The following is an 18,930-nucleotide window of genomic DNA, read 5'->3' on the forward strand; positions in this document are numbered from 1 at the left end:
ACCTAAAATAGATTATGTCAGCACACGCAGATACTCACGTTCACGAAGACGACCACGGACATCATCATAAACAAACGTTTATCACAAAATATATATTTAGTACAGATCATAAAATGATCTCTAAACAATTTTTGATAACAGGAGTTTTTATGGGAATAATAGGGATCCTAATGTCTATTATGTTTCGTATGCAAATTGCATGGCCAGGAGAACCTAATGTTTTATTTGAAATGTTATTAGGTAAATGGGCACCAGATGGTGTTATGGATGCCGATATATATTTGGCATTAGTAACTATTCACGGTACTATAATGGTATTCTTTGTACTAACTGCTGGATTAAGTGGTACGTTTAGTAACCTTTTAATTCCGTTGCAAATTGGAGCTCGAGATATGGCTTCTGGATTCTTAAATATGGTTTCTTACTGGTTATTCTTTATCTCTAGTATTATCATGTTATCCTCTTTATTTGTTGAAGCTGGACCAGCTGCAGCAGGTTGGACAATCTACCCTCCATTATCTGCTCTTCCTATGGCATCTAGTGGTTCTGGAATGGGAATGACACTTTGGTTAATTTCTATGGCTTTATTTATTGCATCATCACTTATTGGTTCATTAAACTATATTGTTACAGTTATTAACATGCGTACTAAAGGTATGTCTATGACTAGATTGCCATTAACTATTTGGGCATTATTTGTAACTGCAATTATTGGTGTAGTTTCTTTCCCTGTATTATTATCTGCTGCGTTATTATTAATTATGGATAGAAGTTTTGGAACATCATTCTTCTTATCAGATATATTTATTCAAGGTGAAGTGTTACATTACCAAGGAGGATCACCAGTGTTATTCGAACACTTATTCTGGTTCTTAGGTCACCCTGAAGTATACATTGTAATATTACCGGCAATGGGATTAGTATCAGAAATTATGGCCGCGAATTCTCGTAAACCAATTTTTGGTTACCGTGCTATGATTGCTTCAATCTTAGCGATTGCATTCCTTTCAACTATTGTATGGGGTCACCATATGTTCGTATCAGGAATGAATCCATTTTTAGGTTCTGTATTTACATTCACAACTTTATTAATTGCGATTCCATCTGCTGTAAAAGCCTTTAACTGGATTACAACAATTTGGAAAGGGAACATACAAATGAATACGGCTATGTTATTTTCTATTGGTTTCGTGTCTACTTTCATTACAGGAGGTTTAACAGGAATTATTTTAGGAGATAGTGCGTTAGATATTAATGTTCACGATACATATTTCGTTATTGCTCACTTTCACTTGGTGATGGGTATATCTGCACTTTACGGAATGTTTGCTGGTATTTACCACTGGTATCCAAAAATGTTTGGTCGTATGATGAACAAAAACTTAGGTTACGTTCACTTCTGGATCACTGCAATTTGTGCTTACGGGGTTTTCTTCCCAATGCACTTTATCGGAATGGCTGGTTTACCAAGACGTTATTATACAAACTCAGCTTTCCCATTATTCGATGATTTAGCCGATGTTAATAAAGTGATCACCATCTTTGCAATTGTAGGGGCAATATTCCAAATCGTATTCTTGTATAATTTCTTTGCAAGTATCTTTATTGGTAAAAAAGCAACTCAAAACCCATGGAGATCTACTACTTTAGAGTGGACAACTCCTGTAGAGCATATTCACGGAAACTGGCCAGGAGCGATTCCTACAGTATACCGTTGGGCTTACGATTATAGTAAACCTGGACACGATGTAGATTTTGTTCCTCAGAACATTCCATTAAAAGACGGAGAAGAAGAGTTACAACACTAAACGTAATTCGTCAACATATAAAAAAAGCCTTTTCATTTCGTTTGAAAAGGCTTTTTCTGTATATTTTAGAGTCGTAATTAAAGTATGAAGAAAATTTTATCCATTGTAGGTGTCCTCTTAATCATTGGTGTTTATGTATACGAACAGTATTTAGATACCGAACATTCCACTTCAGTTGAAACACCTTATGGTCAAGAAGAGGATTTGCGTAGTAAAAAAGATAATTCATTTTACTTACCTACATCTACTACGGGTGCCATGGTGTACCATAACAACTATACCTTGTCTTATAGTGAACAGCATGAACAGGCCGAATGGGTGGCCTATTTGCTAAAGAAATCTGATATTGTATATACCAAAAGAAAGCGTCCTTATTTTAATGAGGATAAATCGGTAAAAACCAAGTCTGCAGATTGGCGTAGCTATAAAAACTCGGGCTACGATAAAGGTCATTTATGCCCAGCAGGCGATAGACGAAAATCTGTTGCCTCGTATAACGAAACCTTTTTAACAAGTAATATTGCTCCGCAGAATCACGATTTTAATGCAGGGATCTGGAACGATTTGGAACAAACGGTACGTACTTGGGCAAAATCTTATAACGATGTGTATGTTGTTACTGGTGGTATATTGGAAGGGAATTTAAAAACCATAGGAAAAGATCGCGTTTCTGTACCTAATTACTTTTATAAGATTATCTTTAATGACCGTGGAGACGCGTCTAAAATGATAGGATTCATTATCCCGAATAGATCAAACGCAAACCAATCTTTAAAAAGTTATGTGGTATCGGTGGACGATATTGAGGCTAAAACGGGTATCGATTTCTTTCCGAAATTGAACGATGCCTTAGAGAACCGTCTTGAAGGTTCAATACATACTTCTGATTGGCGATTTAGATAAAGGGTTTAATATTTCCAATCGGTTTAATTAATCATTTACTTTGCTTTTTTATAAATTATGAACGAAAACTTGAATCCAGAAAAAGAACATATCTCATCTGAAGATATGGATGTCGAAAAAGCATTAAGACCCTTATCGTTTGATGATTTTGCTGGGCAAGATCAGGTACTAGAAAATCTTAGCATTTTTGTGGAAGCAGCAAACCGTCGTGGTGATGCGTTAGATCACACCTTGTTTCATGGCCCTCCTGGACTTGGTAAGACCACTTTAGCGCATATCTTGGCAAACGAGTTAGGTGTTGGTATTAAAGTAACATCAGGGCCTGTTTTAGATAAGCCCGGCGACTTAGCTGGTCTGTTAACCAATCTGGATGAACGCGATGTATTATTCATTGACGAAATACATAGGTTAAGTCCTATTGTAGAGGAATATTTATACTCTGCAATGGAGGATTATAAGATTGATATCATGATTGAGTCTGGACCAAACGCAAGAACGGTACAAATTCATTTAAATCCGTTTACCCTTATTGGCGCCACTACACGATCTGGTTTACTAACGGCGCCTATGCGTGCACGTTTCGGAATTAGTAGTCGACTGCAATACTACTCAACCGAATTACTATCAACTATCGTTCAACGGAGTTCAGAAATATTAAATGTTCCTATGGATATAGATGCCGCGATAGAAATTGCGGGTCGAAGTCGTGGAACTCCCCGAATAGCAAATGCGTTATTACGTCGTGTACGTGATTTTGCCGAAATTAAAGGCAATGGAACTATAGATTTAGCCATAGCCAAATTTGCATTAAAAGCTTTAAATGTAGATGCTCACGGTTTAGACGAGATGGATAATAAAATTCTGACAACCATTATAGATAAATTTAAAGGTGGACCTGTGGGAATAACAACCTTGGCAACTGCGGTAAGTGAAAGTGCCGAAACAATTGAAGAAGTTTACGAACCTTTTCTTATCCAGCAAGGGTTTATAATGCGTACACCACGTGGTCGAGAAGTTACCGAAGCAGCCTATCTGCACTTAGGGCGTACCAAAGGTCCTGTACAAGGTGGCTTATTTTAAATGATGGCTTATGTACGTTAAACTTAAGCAGGCGGTTAAACAGATTATTCCTGATAAATGGTTACAAAAGCATCAAGATACATTACGTCCTTTTGTTGCCATGTTTTATAAAGGGAATCGCTTCAAGTGTAATGTTTGTGGTTTTAAAATGTCCCAATTTATCTCTTTAAACGATGGGAAAACCTTGTGTCCCAATTGTGGGAGTTTATCACGCACAAGACGTTTATGGTCTATTATAGAACATGAGTTGTCTGATAAAAAGGTACTACATTTTTCACCGCCAAGAGCACTATCCAAAGTCCTAGAGAACCTTAAAAGTACGGATTATGAACCTTCAGATTATATGGGGGAATTTCAAGCAAAAAGACAATTTAACATCGAAGCTATCGATGCGCCCAATAGTACTTACGATGTAATTATATGCTATCATGTTTTAGAACACATAGAACAAGATGTTCAGGCAATGACCGAATTATATCGTATTTTAAAACCGCAAGGCAGGTGCTACATTCAAACGCCTTTTAAATCTGGAAATATTTATGAAGATAAAACCATTGTAACGCCTTCGGAAAGATTAAAACACTTTGGTCAAGAGGATCATCTTAGAATATATTCTGTAGACGGTTTAAACAGCAGATTAAAATCTGTTGGTTTCAATACAACTGTGAATAATTTCTCTTCAGAATCACAAAATTACCATGGGTTTAATACAAAAGAAACCGTAATTGTGGCTCAAAAGATTTAGAACGATAATGGATACTAAAACAAGACACACAAATATTATTAAAACCGAAGCCAAACGCCTCGGTTTTTTGTCTTGTGGTATTAGTAAAGCAGAATTTCTAGAAGTTGAAGCGCCACGATTAGAGCATTACCTTAAACAAAATTTTCATGGTGAAATGCAGTACATGGAAAATCATTTCGATAAACGTCTCGATCCAACAAAATTGGTAGAAGGCTCTAAGTCTGTTATTTCGTTATTATTAAATTATTATCCGCATGAACTTCAACCGGAAGACACATTTAAGCTATCTAAATATGCTTACGGGATGGATTATCATTTTATTATAAAAGAAAAGCTTAAAGAATTACTATATACTATTCAGTCGGAAATAGGAGACGTTCACGGACGTGCTTTTGTAGATTCTGCTCCGGTATTAGATAAAGCATGGGCCGCGAAATCTGGTTTGGGGTGGATTGGTAAACATAGCAATCTGCTTACAAAAGAAGTCGGTTCGTTTTATTTTATAGCTGAATTGATTGTAGATTTAGAATTGGATTACGATGGTGTAACCACCGATCATTGCGGTACATGCACAAAATGTATCGACGCATGTCCAACCGATGCCATTACAGATCCCTATGTTGTAGATGGCAGTAAATGTATTTCGTATTTTACTATAGAATTAAAAGATGCATTGCCCGAAAGCGAAAAAGGTAAATTCGAAGATTGGATGTTCGGTTGCGATATTTGCCAAGATGTGTGTCCGTGGAATCGTTTTTCGAAACCACATCAGGAACCTCTTTTTAATCCGCATCCCGAATTACTCGAAATGAGCAAAAAAGATTGGGAAGAAATTACCGAGGACACTTTCAAAAAAGTGTTTCAGAAATCGGCTGTTAAGCGTACTAAGTTTAAGGGGTTTACGCGGAATATCGATTTTCTTAAATAATTTGTATTCTTATTGAAAGGTTTGTGGGTTCCCACGACTAAAACTAATTAAAACGTATAAAATGATAAAAGCATCTAAACTCTTAGGTTTATTTTTGGTATTAAGTTTTGTAGCTTGTAAAGAGACTGCAAAAAAAGAATCGGCATCTACTACCGAAGTAGAAACTGCTGAAGCAACATATAATATTCCAGATTCTTGGATACAAAAAAGAGTGGACGCCGCTAATAAAAGATTGAATGCTACAGAAGCAGGTAAAGTGTTATGGAGCGCTATGGAAGCTCATGGAGGCTTAGAAAACTGGTACTCTAATGGTTATTTTTCTTTTCATTTTGATTATAAGCCTTTAAATGGAAAAGGAATTAGAGATTCTTACCAAACCATAGATACTTGGAGTAATAAAGCCAGACATAACAGTATTACCGACCCTTCAAACACGTATGGATGGGATGGAGAAGAAGCTTGGGTAAAAGCAAAAGACAGTACATCTTTTGAATACGATACTAAGTTTTGGGCTTTAACACCATTATATTTTTCGGGTCAGCCTTTTGTACTAGATGGAGAAGGGGTAAACCTAGAATTATTACCAGAGGTAGAATTTAAAGGAACGTTACAAAAAGTGGTTAAGGCTACTTATGATGCAGGTGTGGGATCTGCTCCAGACGATTATTACATTTTGTATATAAATTCGGAAACCAATTTGCTGGATGCTTTTAAATACATTGTGTCTTATCCAGAGTATTTTCCAGAAGGCGGACATGCACCTGAGAAAATAACAGTGGTTCAAGGAACAACTACGGTAGATGGCATTGTTTTAGCTACAGGATTTAAAACATATTGGTCTGCAGAAACCAAAGATGGATTAGGGGAATATATTACAGATATAACTGTGAGTGATATAAGTTTTTCACCGACAGTAGAGGATAATTTCTTTTCGAAACCAGAAGGTGCTAAAGTTTTAAACGACTAAGTGTAGTTAGAAACAACACCTTATAAAATAAAAAAACGCCTGAGAATTTACAATGTAAATTATCAGGCGTTTATGTTTTATGGATATAATAGCGTACCAGGTTTTCCAATATTAATGGGTTGAAATCCGAAATCATCTGTTTCAAAAGAATTAGTTTTAAAAATATTACTTCCTTGACCAGGAATTTCCGGGTAATAAGATAGGGATAACTGAAATGAACTAAACACCAAATAATCGTTTCGTATTATAAAACCTACTCCAAAAGAAGAGTGTAATTTACTATCCGATAGCGACGTTTGCTGGCCTCCAATGGTACCTGCTGTGAAATTTAAATACGGATTTAGCCTAAAACCTAAAAGATTCCAAGGTGAATAGAATTGAGTTTGCATTGCTAAAAGTACTTTTTTCGTACCATAAATATTGGCATTAAAACCAGGAATACCTGCGGTGTATGTGTCTCGCAAATAATAATTTCGATCGAATCCAAAGGGTTCTACATTTTCATTTAAAGACACCCGATCTGCTATTGAATTGAGTCGATCAAACCCCAAAATAATTTGTGGTCTTATAAATTGCCTCATTTTCCATTTCGAACCTAACGGAATTAAATTTGTAAAATAGGATGCTCCAAAATTAATCGTGGTTTGTTCTGCTCTAGAATGGTTAAGAAATGTTTCGGCACCCACAGTACCACTTAAATATCCCCATTTAAAGTACTCTGCAATGGTAAAATTGGTGCCCAAATAGTAACGGTTTTCTTCGTTTTTGCGCTGATATCCCGAGGTAATAGAGGCGACTAAGCCAATTGGGACATCTTCTATTATTCCATCTCTAAATATAAAACGGTCTTGCACATACTGTCTAGAAGCAATCGCCACACTTCCAAGGTAAAAATTCTCGTTCGAAAAATAATTAATAGAGTCGTATGCTTTAGAAGGAGACTCCTTGTACGCAACATTAAGATAACGTACAGAGGTAATTAAATTTGTTGTACGTTCTTCAATCGATTTTCCCTTAAAAATATTAAAGGCGTGACCCGCCCAAAAATCATTAGTTCTGTATTTAAAATTCTCATAACTCAATTCATTTTGAAAATCTGGTAGTGAATCTTTTCTAAACTGTTCATCTATATAAATCCCACCGGCCCATTTTGTTAATGGCGAGTAAAAGGTTCTTTCTATATTTAGTTTTTTTTGATAGAAGCCTTCAGTATCTAAATTGTAATAAATTTCCGATCTAACAAAAGAGTTTTTTATGTTTGGAACAACATAGTTAAACCTGTAACCTGTATTGTTATTGCCATACCTTTTTTCGATGGCATTGTTAAATTCATGTCCGAACCCTAAAAAGTTACGTTCGTTAAGAATTACCCGGGTTTTAGATGTCGATATAGAACCTTTAACAATAAAACTCCAAGAATCTAAAACACGGATTTTAACATCGACAGAGTCGGAGGTTTGACTTGCTTTTTTGGCATCAATTTTCACACTTCTAATAAAGCTTTGAGAACGTATTAATCGTTCAGATTCATTTAAAAGTAAGGTGTCTAAATCTGTTTTTTCTTTAAAGAGTAAAATATTCCGAATGGCAAAATTTTTAGATTTAATGTGGGCCTTGTTACCAAATTCATCGATCCATTTATCAGGAGTCTTGGTCGAATCGGTTGCCGAATACCCAAAAGGGTCTAATGTTTCAATAGTAATGCTTCTAATAGGATAGCCATGTAACGACAAATATTCTTTATCTATACTCTTTTTATCTGCTTTCTTAGGCGTCTTTCTATTGGGAGTTTTAAAAATGAGTTTATGTATCGCCTTGGTGAATTTTCTTTCTCTAGAATATGTTTTAATTTTCTCATAAATCTGAGTACTATCTTTTGCTTTTACTTGAGCATTCGCTGAAAAACTCAGGAACACCGTAAACGCTATTAGATATAAATATTTTATACTCATTGATTATTCGAACAATTAATTCTGAAGTTATTTAAATTAGGGAATATATCTAGAAAATTCCGGTAAATTTAGTCGCTTTTTGGGTTTTATTTGACTTAAATCGCATTGTTTTTTACCTCATAACGTTTGTGCAGTAGCTTTTATTAGCGCGATTGTAGAATACTAATATCCGTTACCTCTTATAAAATACATGTTAATAGTGTCTACACTAATTTTATTAAGGTGTTTTGTGATTTTTGTTAATTAATTGTTTGTATTCTTAAACATTGACCTATATAATGGTAAATTAATAAAACTATATCGTTTGCGTGAAAAATAGATTAGAGTTTCACATATAGGATTATTACATTTGTTAGGCAATAACAATTGAAATTATGAGTAAACAAAGCAAGAAAAGTGAAGCATTAATTTACCATTCCCACCCCACACCAGGGAAAATAAAAGTTGTTCCAACCAAAAAATATGCTACCCAAAGAGACTTAGCATTGGCCTATTCGCCAGGAGTTGCAGAGCCTTGTTTAGAAATAGCAGCAAATAAAGAAAACGCATATAAATATACTACTAAAGGGAATTTAGTAGCCGTAATTTCTAATGGTACTGCCGTTTTAGGATTAGGAAATATTGGTCCAGAAGCCTCTAAACCAGTAATGGAAGGTAAAGGATTATTATTTAAAATTTTCGCAGATATCGATGTGTTCGATATTGAGGTAGATACCGAAAATGTAGAAGAATTTATACAAACGGTTAAAATGATTGCTCCAACCTTTGGAGGAATTAATTTAGAAGATATTAAAGCACCTGAAGCTTTCGAAATCGAACGTCGTTTAAAGGAAGAGTTAGATATTCCTGTAATGCACGACGATCAGCATGGTACAGCAATTATTTCGGCAGCCGCATTAATTAATGCTTTAGAAATTACCGAAAAGAAAATTGAAGATGTGCGAATCGTAATTAGTGGCGCTGGAGCTGCCGCTATTTCCTGTACACGTTTGTATCAAGCCTTTGGAGCCCGACGTGAAAAAATTGTAATGTGCGATAGTAAAGGTGTAATCCGTAAGGACCGAACCAATTTAACTTCGGAAAAAGCAGAATTTGCTACAGACCGTAATATCGATACCTTAACCGATGCCATGAAAGATGCCGATGTACTTATTGGTTTATCTATGGCCGATGTGGTAACACCAGAGATGTTGTTAATTATGGCCGACAATCCTATTGTGTTCGCCATGGCAAATCCAGATCCAGAGATTGCTTATCAATTAGCAATAGATACGCGAGACGATATTATTATGGCAACAGGACGTAGCGATCATCCTAACCAAGTTAATAATGTTTTAGGTTTCCCTTTCATTTTTAGAGGTGCTTTAGATGTTCGTGCAACAAAAATTAATGAAGAGATGAAAATGGCAGCAGTTGTCGCTTTAGCCGAAATGGCTAAAGAACCTGTGCCAGAACAAGTAAATATAGCATACGGAGAAACCCGTTTAACATTTGGTCGAGATTATATCATCCCAAAACCATTCGATCCAAGGTTAATTTCTAAAATTCCACCTGCAGTAGCAAGAGCCGCTATGGAAAGTGGTGTTGCAAAAAAACCGATTTTAGATTGGAATGATTACGAAACGGAGTTAGAAGGTCGATTAGGTACAGATAATAAATTAATTAAATTATTATTTAATCGTGCTAAAATGAATCCGAAGCGTGTTGTTTTTGCTGAAGCAGATAAAATTGAAGTTTTAAAAGCCGCACAAATTGCACTAGAAGAAGGAATCGCAATTCCTATTTTATTAGGACGTCGTGAAACTATTCTTGAGCTTATGGAAGAATTGGAATTCGATGCAGAAGTAGAAATTATTGATCCGAAATCCGATCACGAACATAAACGTAAATTGCGTTACGCAAGAGTGTATTGGGAGCAAAGAAAACGTCGCGGTGTTACCTTATACGCTGCCGAAAGTTTAATGCGTGAGCGTAATTATTTCGCAGCTATGATGGTTAATGAAGGCGATGCCGATGCCTTAATATCTGGATTCTCTAGAGCTTATCCAACCGTGGTAAAACCCATGTTAGAAGTTATTGGTATGGCAAAAGGGGCAACCCGAGTGGCCACAACCAATTTAATGATGACACAGCGTGGTCCTATGTTTTTTAGCGATACAGCTATAAATATAAATCCAGATGCAAAAGATTTAGCTACAATTGCTAGAATGACAGCAACGGCAGTAAAAATGTTTGGTTTAGAACCTGTAATTGCCATGACGTCGTATTCTAATTTTGGATCGTCTAATAACGATGGTGCTTCAAAAATTCGCGAAGCCGTTTCGTATTTACACAGACAGTATCCTAAATTAATAGTGGACGGAGAAGTGCAAACAGATTTTGCGTTAAACAACGAATTACTGCAAGAAAAATTCCCGTTCTCTAAATTAGCAGGGAAAAAAGTAAACACACTTATTTTTCCAAATTTAGACGCCGCAAACATTACTTATAAAATGCTTAAAGTATTAAATAATGCGGAATCTATTGGTCCGATAATGTTGGGAATGCGTAAACCTGTTCATATTTTACAATTAGGAGCTAGTGTAGACGAAATTGTAAACATGACGGCAATTGCTGTGGTAGACGCCCATCAGAAGTCAAAACGCTAAAAATAATGCGTCATACAGAATGATTTAAAATGTGAAAAAAAATGTTACATTTGGAGTTATAACAAAACAAGCAAATGATTTCACATATTCATGGGAAATTGGTAGAAAAGAACCCTACAGATGTCGTTATAGACTGTAATGGAGTAGGTTATTTTTTAAACATTTCTTTGCATACATATTCTCAAATTCCTGATCAGGAAAATATAAAACTATATACTCAACTTTTAGTAAAAGAAGATTCCCATACTTTGTATGGGTTTTCTTCTATTGCTGAACGCGATATGTTTAAACTGCTTATTTCTGTAAGTGGTATTGGAGCAGGTACGGCACGTACCATGTTATCGTCTTTAACCCCAAAGCAGGTTCGAGAAGGAATAGCTAAAGAAGATGTTGCTTTAATCCAATCTATTAAAGGGATTGGTGTAAAAACAGCACAACGTGTTATTATAGATTTAAAAGATAAAGTTTTAAAGATTTACGAAATTGATGAAGTTTCTGTGTCTACAAGCAATACCAACAAAGATGAAGCGTTATCTGCTTTAGAAGTTCTTGGTTTTGTTAAGAAGCAAGCAGAACGTGCTGTCGATAAGATTGTTAAGGCAGAGCCTGATGCATCGGTAGAAACCATCATAAAACAAGCTTTAAAAAATTTATAATAGATTTTGAATACAACCAGATTTAACGCTATTTATTCTACAATTAAAACATATGTTGTTTGTTTTGCTCTGTTATTAGTAAGTGCAAGTGCTTTTGCTCAGGTTGCACCTACAACAGCACAAGATAGTATCCAAACTGGGCATAGTTTGGGACGTATTAATATCGCTAATCCAGCAAGTATTGTTTCAAAATATACTTATGATGCCTTTACAGATCGTTATATTTATACAGAATCTGTAGGTGAATTTAATATAAATTATCCCGTAATTTTAACACCATCCGAGTTTGAACAAATGGTTCAGGCCGAAAATTTAAAATCGTATTACAAGCAAAAAATTGATGCTTTTGATGGGAAAAAAGATGGTTCGGAAGAGGAGGTTAAAAATCTATTACCTCAGTTTTATGTAAATTCAAGCTTTTTCGAATCTATTTTCGGAGGAAGTACTATCGATGTTATTCCTCAAGGATCGGTAGAAATGGATTTGGGAGTTCTGTTTTCTAAACAAGATAATCCAGCATTTTCACCAAGAAATAGAAGTAACTTTAGTTTCGATTTTGACCAGCGTATTAGTTTAAGTTTATTAGGTAAGGTCGGGACGCGTTTACAAGTTACTGCCAATTACGATACCCAATCTACTTTCGATTTTCAGAATTTAATAAAATTAGAATACACACCAACCGAAGACGATATTATCCAAAAAATTGAAGTTGGTAACGTAAGTATGCCTTTAAACAGTTCCTTAATTACAGGAGCTCAGAGTTTATTTGGTGTAAAAACACAATTACAATTTGGTAAAACTCGGGTTACCGGAATTTTTTCAGAACAGAAATCCGAAACCAATACAGTCGTTGCTCAAGGTGGAGGAACTTTAGAAGAGTTCGAATTATTTGCAAGGGACTACGACGAAAATCGTCACTTCTTCTTAGCACAGTATTTTAGAGAAAAGTATGATGCCGCACTATCCAATTATCCATACATCAATACTAATGTACAGATCACACGTATGGAGGTATGGATTACTAACCGAACAAACAGTACGGATAATGTAAGAAATATAGTAGGATTTCAGGATTTAGGAGAATCGAATCCAGAGTTAATAGGTTCTGCAGTTAATGTTTTTGGAAGTCCAGGAGCATATCCAGACAACGGAAATAATGCTTACGATCCTACAGCAATTGGTCAGGCAAATTCTCAGTTGACCACGGCTGTTCGAGATATAGCAACGGTACAATCCGGAATTTTAGTTGGTGGCACAAGTGAAGGGAAAGATTACGCTAAACTTGAAAATGCTAGAAAATTAGTGCAAGGCACAGAATATCTTTTAAATACCCAATTGGGGTATGTATCCTTAAATCAGCGATTAAATAACGATGAAATTCTTGCGGTAGCTTTTCAGTTTACTGTAGGAGGACAAGTATATCAGGTCGGGGAATTTGCTAATGATGGTGTAGATGCTACAGATATAGGAGATAGCGACATTGATTCTCCGCAAGTAGTTACAAATAATAGTTTAGTTTTAAAATTACTTAAAAGTCCAATCACGAGTGTAGATCAGCCTATTTGGGAATTGATGATGAAAAACATTTACGATACTGGAGCCTATCAATTAAGTCAGGAAGATTTCAAATTAAATATATTTTATAACGAAGCGTCACCTTTAAACTATATTAGTCCTGTAGGTGGAGATTTTGGAACAGATTTCGATGGCACGCCTATTCAAGAAGTGCCATTACTACAATTATTTCATTTTGATAAGTTAAATTACAATGGAGATCCGCAGGCCGGGGGAGATGGGTTTTTCGATTATGTAAATAATATTACCGTTATACCTTCAAACGGAAAAATTGTATTTACCAAAGTTGAACCTTTTGGGGAATATTTATTCGATGTTTTAGATGTTCCAACAGATTTTGGGAATTACGACGATCCAACTACCTATAACGAGAATCAGAAAAAATATGTTTATAACGAATTATACGATGTCACTAAAACCAAGGCATTAGACTATGCCGAAAAGAATAAGTTTCAAATTGCAGGACGTTACAAGTCTTCTGGAGGCGAAGGAATTTCTATTGGTGCTTTTAATGTGCCAAGAGGTTCGGTTTCGGTTACTGCCGGCGGACGTGTTTTAGTTGAGGGGATAGATTATACTGTAAATTATCAGTTAGGTCAAGTACAAATTTTAGATGAAGCTTTAAAAGCATCAAATACACCGATTCAAGTTTCTACAGAAAATAACGCTGTATTTGGTCAGCAAACCAAGCGGTTTATGGGAGTGAACGTAGAGCATCAATTTAGTGATAAATTTGTGTTAGGCGCTACCTTGTTAAATTTAAACGAGCGACCAATCACTCAAAAAGCAAACTACAGCACAGAGCCTATAAATAATACCATTTTTGGATTTAACGGTAACTATTCAACAGAAGTGCCATTTCTAACACGTTTAGTTAATAAGTTACCCAATATAGATACAGACGTGCCATCTAATTTATCTGTTCGTGGTGAATTTGCATATTTAAAACCAGGTGCTCCAAAAGGAACCGATTTTGATGGGGAAGTCACGGCTTATGTCGACGATTTTGAAGGCTCGCAGAATGCCATTTCATTATTGTCTCAGCAATCTTGGTTTCTCTCAAGTAGACCATTAGATGTGAGTATTTCAGAAAACCCGACTGCCGATCAGAATGGTATTCAGAACGGTTACCAACGTGCCATGCTAAACTGGTATACCATAGATCCTATTTTCTATTCTAGTCAGCGTCCTTCCGAAATGTCGGACGATGATATTTCTAGTATATATACCAGTCGTGTATTTATTCAAGAATTATTCCCAGAACAAGGTATTGCACAGGGACAAACCACTGTTTTAAACACTTTAGATTTAGCTTATTATCCAGAAGAACGCGGACCTTATAATTTCGATCCCAATACAAAAAGTGGAATAATCCCAAATCCAGAAGCGAGTTGGGCAGGAATAACACGAGCGCTAACATCTACCGATTTCGAGCAAGCCAATGTAGAATATATCGAGTTTTGGTTACAAGATCCTTTTCAGGAAAATGAACAAAACCCAGGAGGTAAATTAGTTTTCAACTTAGGAAACATCTCTGAAGACCTTATTAAAGATGGTAGAAAGCAATATGAAAATGGGTTGCCAAAAGATGGTAATTCTGGATTGTTACCAACTACCGAATGGGGAACCGTTGTGCCACAAAACCAAGCATTAATATATGCTTTCGACTCTCAAGGGAGTGAACGTACAAACCAAGATGTAGGGTACGATGGGTATAATGATGCCGAAGAAGGTGTTGTTTTTGGAATTGATTTTGGACCAGATCCATCAAACGATAATTATGTGTATTATTTAAATACAACGGGAGATATTTTTGACCGATATAAACGATATAATGGCGTAGATGGGAATTCGCCAGACGTGTTTAGTGATACCAATAGAGGTTCCACAACACTGCCAGATGTAGAAGATATTAATCGTGATAATACCATGAACACGATTGATAGTTATTACGAATACGAATTAGATTTAACACCGCAGAATTTACCTAATAGTTCTAGCGATTTAGGAAATATTTCGCCTTCAAATCCTTTAGGTGAATATATTAAGGATGTTAAAATAGAACCTCGTTTATTGGCAAATGGGCAATCGACTAATATTAGATGGTATCAATTTAGAATACCTGTAGAGAGCGCCAGAGCCAAGTCGGTAGGAGGTATTAGCGATTTAAGATCTATTCGATTCGCGCGTATGTATCTTAAAGATTTTAGTGAATCTACCATATTCCGTTTTGGAACGCTAGATTTAGTGCGAAGTGATTGGAGACGTTATACCTTGGCTTTAGATGAAGACGATGTAACGCCAGACGATCCAGAAACAGAGTTTTCTGTAGGTGTGATAAGCACTTTAGAAAATGATGGAATTTACCAATCGCCTCCAGGTGTAGATCCTGAAGAATTATACAACAACAATACCGTTATTCAGCAAAACGAACAATCTTTAGTAGTTGAAGTCTGCGATCTGGAAGAAGAAGATTCTAGAGCTGTTTATAAGAATATTAGCATCGATATGCGTCAGTATAAACGTTTGCGAATGTTTGTACATGCCGAAGAAGATGGTATTCTTGGTTTACAGGATTATCCAGTTGCTTTTATAAGAATGGGTAACGATTTAACTCAGAATTACTATCAGATTGAGATTCCTTTAAAAGTTAGCGAAGGAACAACTAGAGATGCGTTGTGGCCAGAAGAAAACGAAATTAATTTACCTATAGAATTACTACAAGAAATAAAAGCAATTGGTTTATCCGATGGGACTTTACTAAACGAAGATCCTACATTTTACGATGTGGTTGGTAGTGATTTAAATGTGGTAACCGATCAGTACAGTGGTTATGTTTTAGGGCAGCACCGTATTGGGATAAAGGGGAATCCCAATTTTGGAGATATTCGAACGTTAATGCTTGGTGTTAAAAATGCATCGTCTAACAAACAATGTGGAGTGTTTTGGTTTAACGAATTGCGTTTATCCGATATGGATAACGAAGGCGGTTGGGCAGCGATATTAAGTATGGATTCTAATATAGCAGATTTCGCAAATGTTAGTGCTACGGGAAGACAAAGTACATCTGGTTTTGGTACTATAGAACAAGGACCTAGTCAGCGTAGTCTTGAAGATGTGCAACAATACGATGTGGTTACTAACGTTAATTTAGGTCAGTTACTACCTAAAAAGTGGGGAGTGCAATTACCTTTTAATTACGGACAGAGCGAGGAAAGAATTACGCCTAAATACGACGAATATTATCAGGATTTAGAATTGGAGGCTATACTAGATAATTCGAACAATAAAGATTCTGTGCTTAATGTAAACGAAAACTACACGAAGCGAAAAAGCATCAATTTTATCGGTGTAAGAAAAATTAGAACAACCGAAGCTAAACCTCAGTTTTACGATATAGAGAATTTCACCTTTAATTATTCTTTTAATAAAGTGGAACATCGCGATTTCGAAATTGAAAATTCAGTCGATAAAACCGTGCGTTTAGGTGCAAATTATGCTTATAATTTTACGCCTAAATCAATAGAACCTTTCAAGAATAACGATTCTCTTTTTATGGGTAAATACTGGAAGGTGTTAAAGGATTTTAATTTTAATTACCTACCTACAACATTTACGGTAAGTTCTAATTTTTTAAGAAATTACAACAAGCAAAGATATAGAGAAGTTGAGTTGTCAGCAGGTAATATTGGATTAGACGATTTGTATAGACGTAATTATACATTCGATTTTCAATATACATTTAGTTATAATATTACTAGAGCACTTCAGGTAAACTTCACCACTTCAAAAAATAATATTGTTAGAAATTATTTCGAGGACAATATTATTAATGGTTCACAAGATCCTACTTTGGATGTTTGGGATGGGTTCTTAGATATTGGAGATCCAAACAGACAGTACCAGCAATTAGGTGTTAATTATGAGTTGCCACTATACAAAATACCGTTCTTAAGCTTTTTACAAGCGACCTATTCGTATACTGGAGATTTTCAGTGGCAAAAGGGATCAGATTTATATGGCGATTTAGAAGTAGATGGACAAACCTACGATTTAGGAAATACCATCCAGAATGCCAATGTGCATAACATAAATACATCTATGGAAATGAATAAGTTCTATAGATATATTGGTTTGGTAAAGAAACCTACAAATAAAAATAGTCGCGGAGCTGTTTCGGCAAGAAGTCCAAAAGGCGCAGAAAAACCTGTATCAGAAAGTAAGAGTAATGCATGGGTAAATGCCGCAATAGATATTGCGACTATGGTAAAACGTATTCAGGTAAACTATCAGGAAAATAACGGAACCTACTTACCAGGATATTTAGAAACTCCAGGCTTTTTAGGAACTGTTAGACCTACTTTTGGATATACCATAGGTAGCCAAAGCGATATTAGACAATTGGCAGCGAGTAAAGGGTGGTTAACCGTGTATCAGGATTTTAACGAGCAATACATCGAAACCCATAATAAGCAATTAGATATTTCGGCGAATTTAGAGCCTGCAACAGATTTAAAAATTGATTTAATCTTTAACCGATTGTATTCCGAAAGCTTATCAGAAAACTTTGTTGTCGATCAGATTAATAACGATTATCAATATCAGTCATTAACACCGAATACCTATGGTAATTTTAATATTTCGACGCTTTTAATTAAAACAGCATTTGGAAAAAGTGACGAAACAAGCTCTAAGGCATTCGACGAGTTTAGATCAAACCGATTAATCGTGTCTAGACGATTGGCAGCACGGGCTGGTGTAGATATGTCTAATCCAGACAATTTTGAAGGTGGAAATATTGATGGGTATGCTTTAGGATTTGGGAAAACAAGTCAGGCTGTATTGTTACCATCATTCTTATCGGCTTACCAAGGCGTAGGAGCCAATGACGTAAGTTTGGGAGCTTTTAGAAACGTGCCTTTGCCAAACTGGGATTTAAAGTATACAGGGTTTATGAAAATGGCTTGGTTTAAAAAGAACTTTAAAAGGTTTTCTGTTGGTCACGGTTACCGATCAACCTATACCATTAACCAGTTTTCTACCAATTTAGACTATAATAAGGTAAATTATTCTTTAGATTATGAGAATCAGCCGGATTATGTATTCAATCAGTCGGGAGATTATAAATCCGAAAATTTATATAGCAACATCAACTTAACAGAAATGTTTAGTCCGTTAATTCGTTTGGATTTCGAAATGCAAAATTCAGTAAAAATTCTTGCAGAAGTGAGAAAAGATAGATTATTGTCGTTGAGTTTCGATAACAATTTAATGACAGAAATTATAGGGAACGAATACATTTTAGGTTTAGGATATCGCATTAAGGATGTTCGTATGAAATCTAAGTTAGCAGGTCCAAATCAGACTATTGTGAGCGATATTAACATGAAGGCCGATGTGTCTTTAAGAGAGAATAAAACAATTATTAGATACTTAGATTTAGATAATAATCAGATTACATCGGGACAAACCATTTGGGGCTTAAAATACACCGCAGATTATGCGTTTAGCAAAAACTTGTCGGCTATATTTTATTTCGATTATACGTTCTCCGAATATGCAATATCTACGGCGTTTCCGCAAACCACGTTGCGCTCTGGGTTAACAATGCGATATAATTTCGGTAATTAAATCAATTAAGTTTGTAATTTAGCTTTGAATAAATACA

Annotated in this window: 10 protein-coding genes; 9 read left to right on the forward strand and 1 reads right to left on the reverse strand. The window is 35.6% G+C overall.

Annotated elements, in window-relative coordinates; genetic code table 11:
- The first annotated feature begins 14 nt into the window (after positions 1 to 14).
- From AC0UBM_RS11260 to AC0UBM_RS11285, 6 genes are all read left to right on the forward strand, one after another.
- Positions 15 to 1,808, forward strand: a complete 1,794-nt coding sequence (locus AC0UBM_RS11260; protein ID WP_414036590.1) for a cytochrome c oxidase subunit I — start codon at positions 15 to 17, stop codon at positions 1,806 to 1,808.
- Between the two features lie 84 nt (positions 1,809 to 1,892).
- On the forward strand, positions 1,893 to 2,711 hold the full coding sequence (locus tag AC0UBM_RS11265; RefSeq protein ID WP_475688692.1) for a DNA/RNA non-specific endonuclease: 819 nt from the start codon (positions 1,893 to 1,895) through the stop codon (positions 2,709 to 2,711).
- 57 nt (positions 2,712 to 2,768) lie between these two features.
- Entirely contained in the window at positions 2,769 to 3,791 is a 1,023-nt protein-coding gene (gene ruvB, locus AC0UBM_RS11270) for a Holliday junction branch migration DNA helicase RuvB (RefSeq protein ID WP_414036592.1), read from the forward strand.
- 10 nt (positions 3,792 to 3,801) lie between these two features.
- Positions 3,802 to 4,536, forward strand: coding sequence for a class I SAM-dependent methyltransferase (locus tag AC0UBM_RS11275; RefSeq protein WP_475688693.1), 735 nt, complete (start codon positions 3,802 to 3,804; stop codon positions 4,534 to 4,536).
- Between the two features lie 7 nt (positions 4,537 to 4,543).
- Positions 4,544 to 5,464 (forward strand): tRNA epoxyqueuosine(34) reductase QueG, encoded by a 921-nt coding sequence (queG, locus tag AC0UBM_RS11280; protein ID WP_475688694.1) that lies wholly within the window; start codon positions 4,544 to 4,546, stop codon positions 5,462 to 5,464.
- A gap of 61 nt (positions 5,465 to 5,525) precedes the next feature.
- Positions 5,526 to 6,431, forward strand: a complete 906-nt coding sequence (locus tag AC0UBM_RS11285) for a hypothetical protein (RefSeq protein ID WP_475688695.1) — start codon at positions 5,526 to 5,528, stop codon at positions 6,429 to 6,431.
- Positions 6,432 to 6,508: 77 nt separating this feature from the next.
- Here AC0UBM_RS11285 and AC0UBM_RS11290 read toward each other — a convergent pair whose 3' ends face one another.
- Positions 6,509 to 8,383 carry a hypothetical protein gene (locus tag AC0UBM_RS11290; RefSeq protein ID WP_475688696.1) on the reverse strand — a complete coding sequence of 625 codons (1,875 nt, stop codon included), beginning with the start codon at positions 8,381 to 8,383 and terminating at the stop codon, positions 6,509 to 6,511.
- A 374-nt stretch (positions 8,384 to 8,757) separates the two neighbouring features.
- Here AC0UBM_RS11290 and AC0UBM_RS11295 point away from each other — a divergent pair, with 374 nt between their 5' ends.
- The 3 genes from AC0UBM_RS11295 to sov all read left to right on the forward strand — a co-directional run bounded on the left by AC0UBM_RS11295 (position 8,758) and on the right by sov (position 18,893).
- Entirely contained in the window at positions 8,758 to 11,031 is a 2,274-nt protein-coding gene (locus AC0UBM_RS11295; RefSeq protein WP_475688697.1) for an NADP-dependent malic enzyme, read from the forward strand.
- A gap of 74 nt (positions 11,032 to 11,105) precedes the next feature.
- On the forward strand, positions 11,106 to 11,687 hold the full coding sequence (ruvA, locus tag AC0UBM_RS11300; RefSeq protein WP_414036598.1) for a Holliday junction branch migration protein RuvA: 582 nt from the start codon (positions 11,106 to 11,108) through the stop codon (positions 11,685 to 11,687).
- A gap of 6 nt (positions 11,688 to 11,693) precedes the next feature.
- The gene (gene sov / locus AC0UBM_RS11305) at positions 11,694 to 18,893 is read left to right on the forward strand and encodes a T9SS outer membrane translocon Sov/SprA (RefSeq protein WP_475688698.1); all 7,200 of its coding nucleotides are present in this window, start codon (positions 11,694 to 11,696) and stop codon (positions 18,891 to 18,893) included.
- The last annotated feature ends 37 nt before the right edge of the window (positions 18,894 to 18,930 follow it).

This window comes from Formosa sp. F44 (assembly GCF_056238645.1).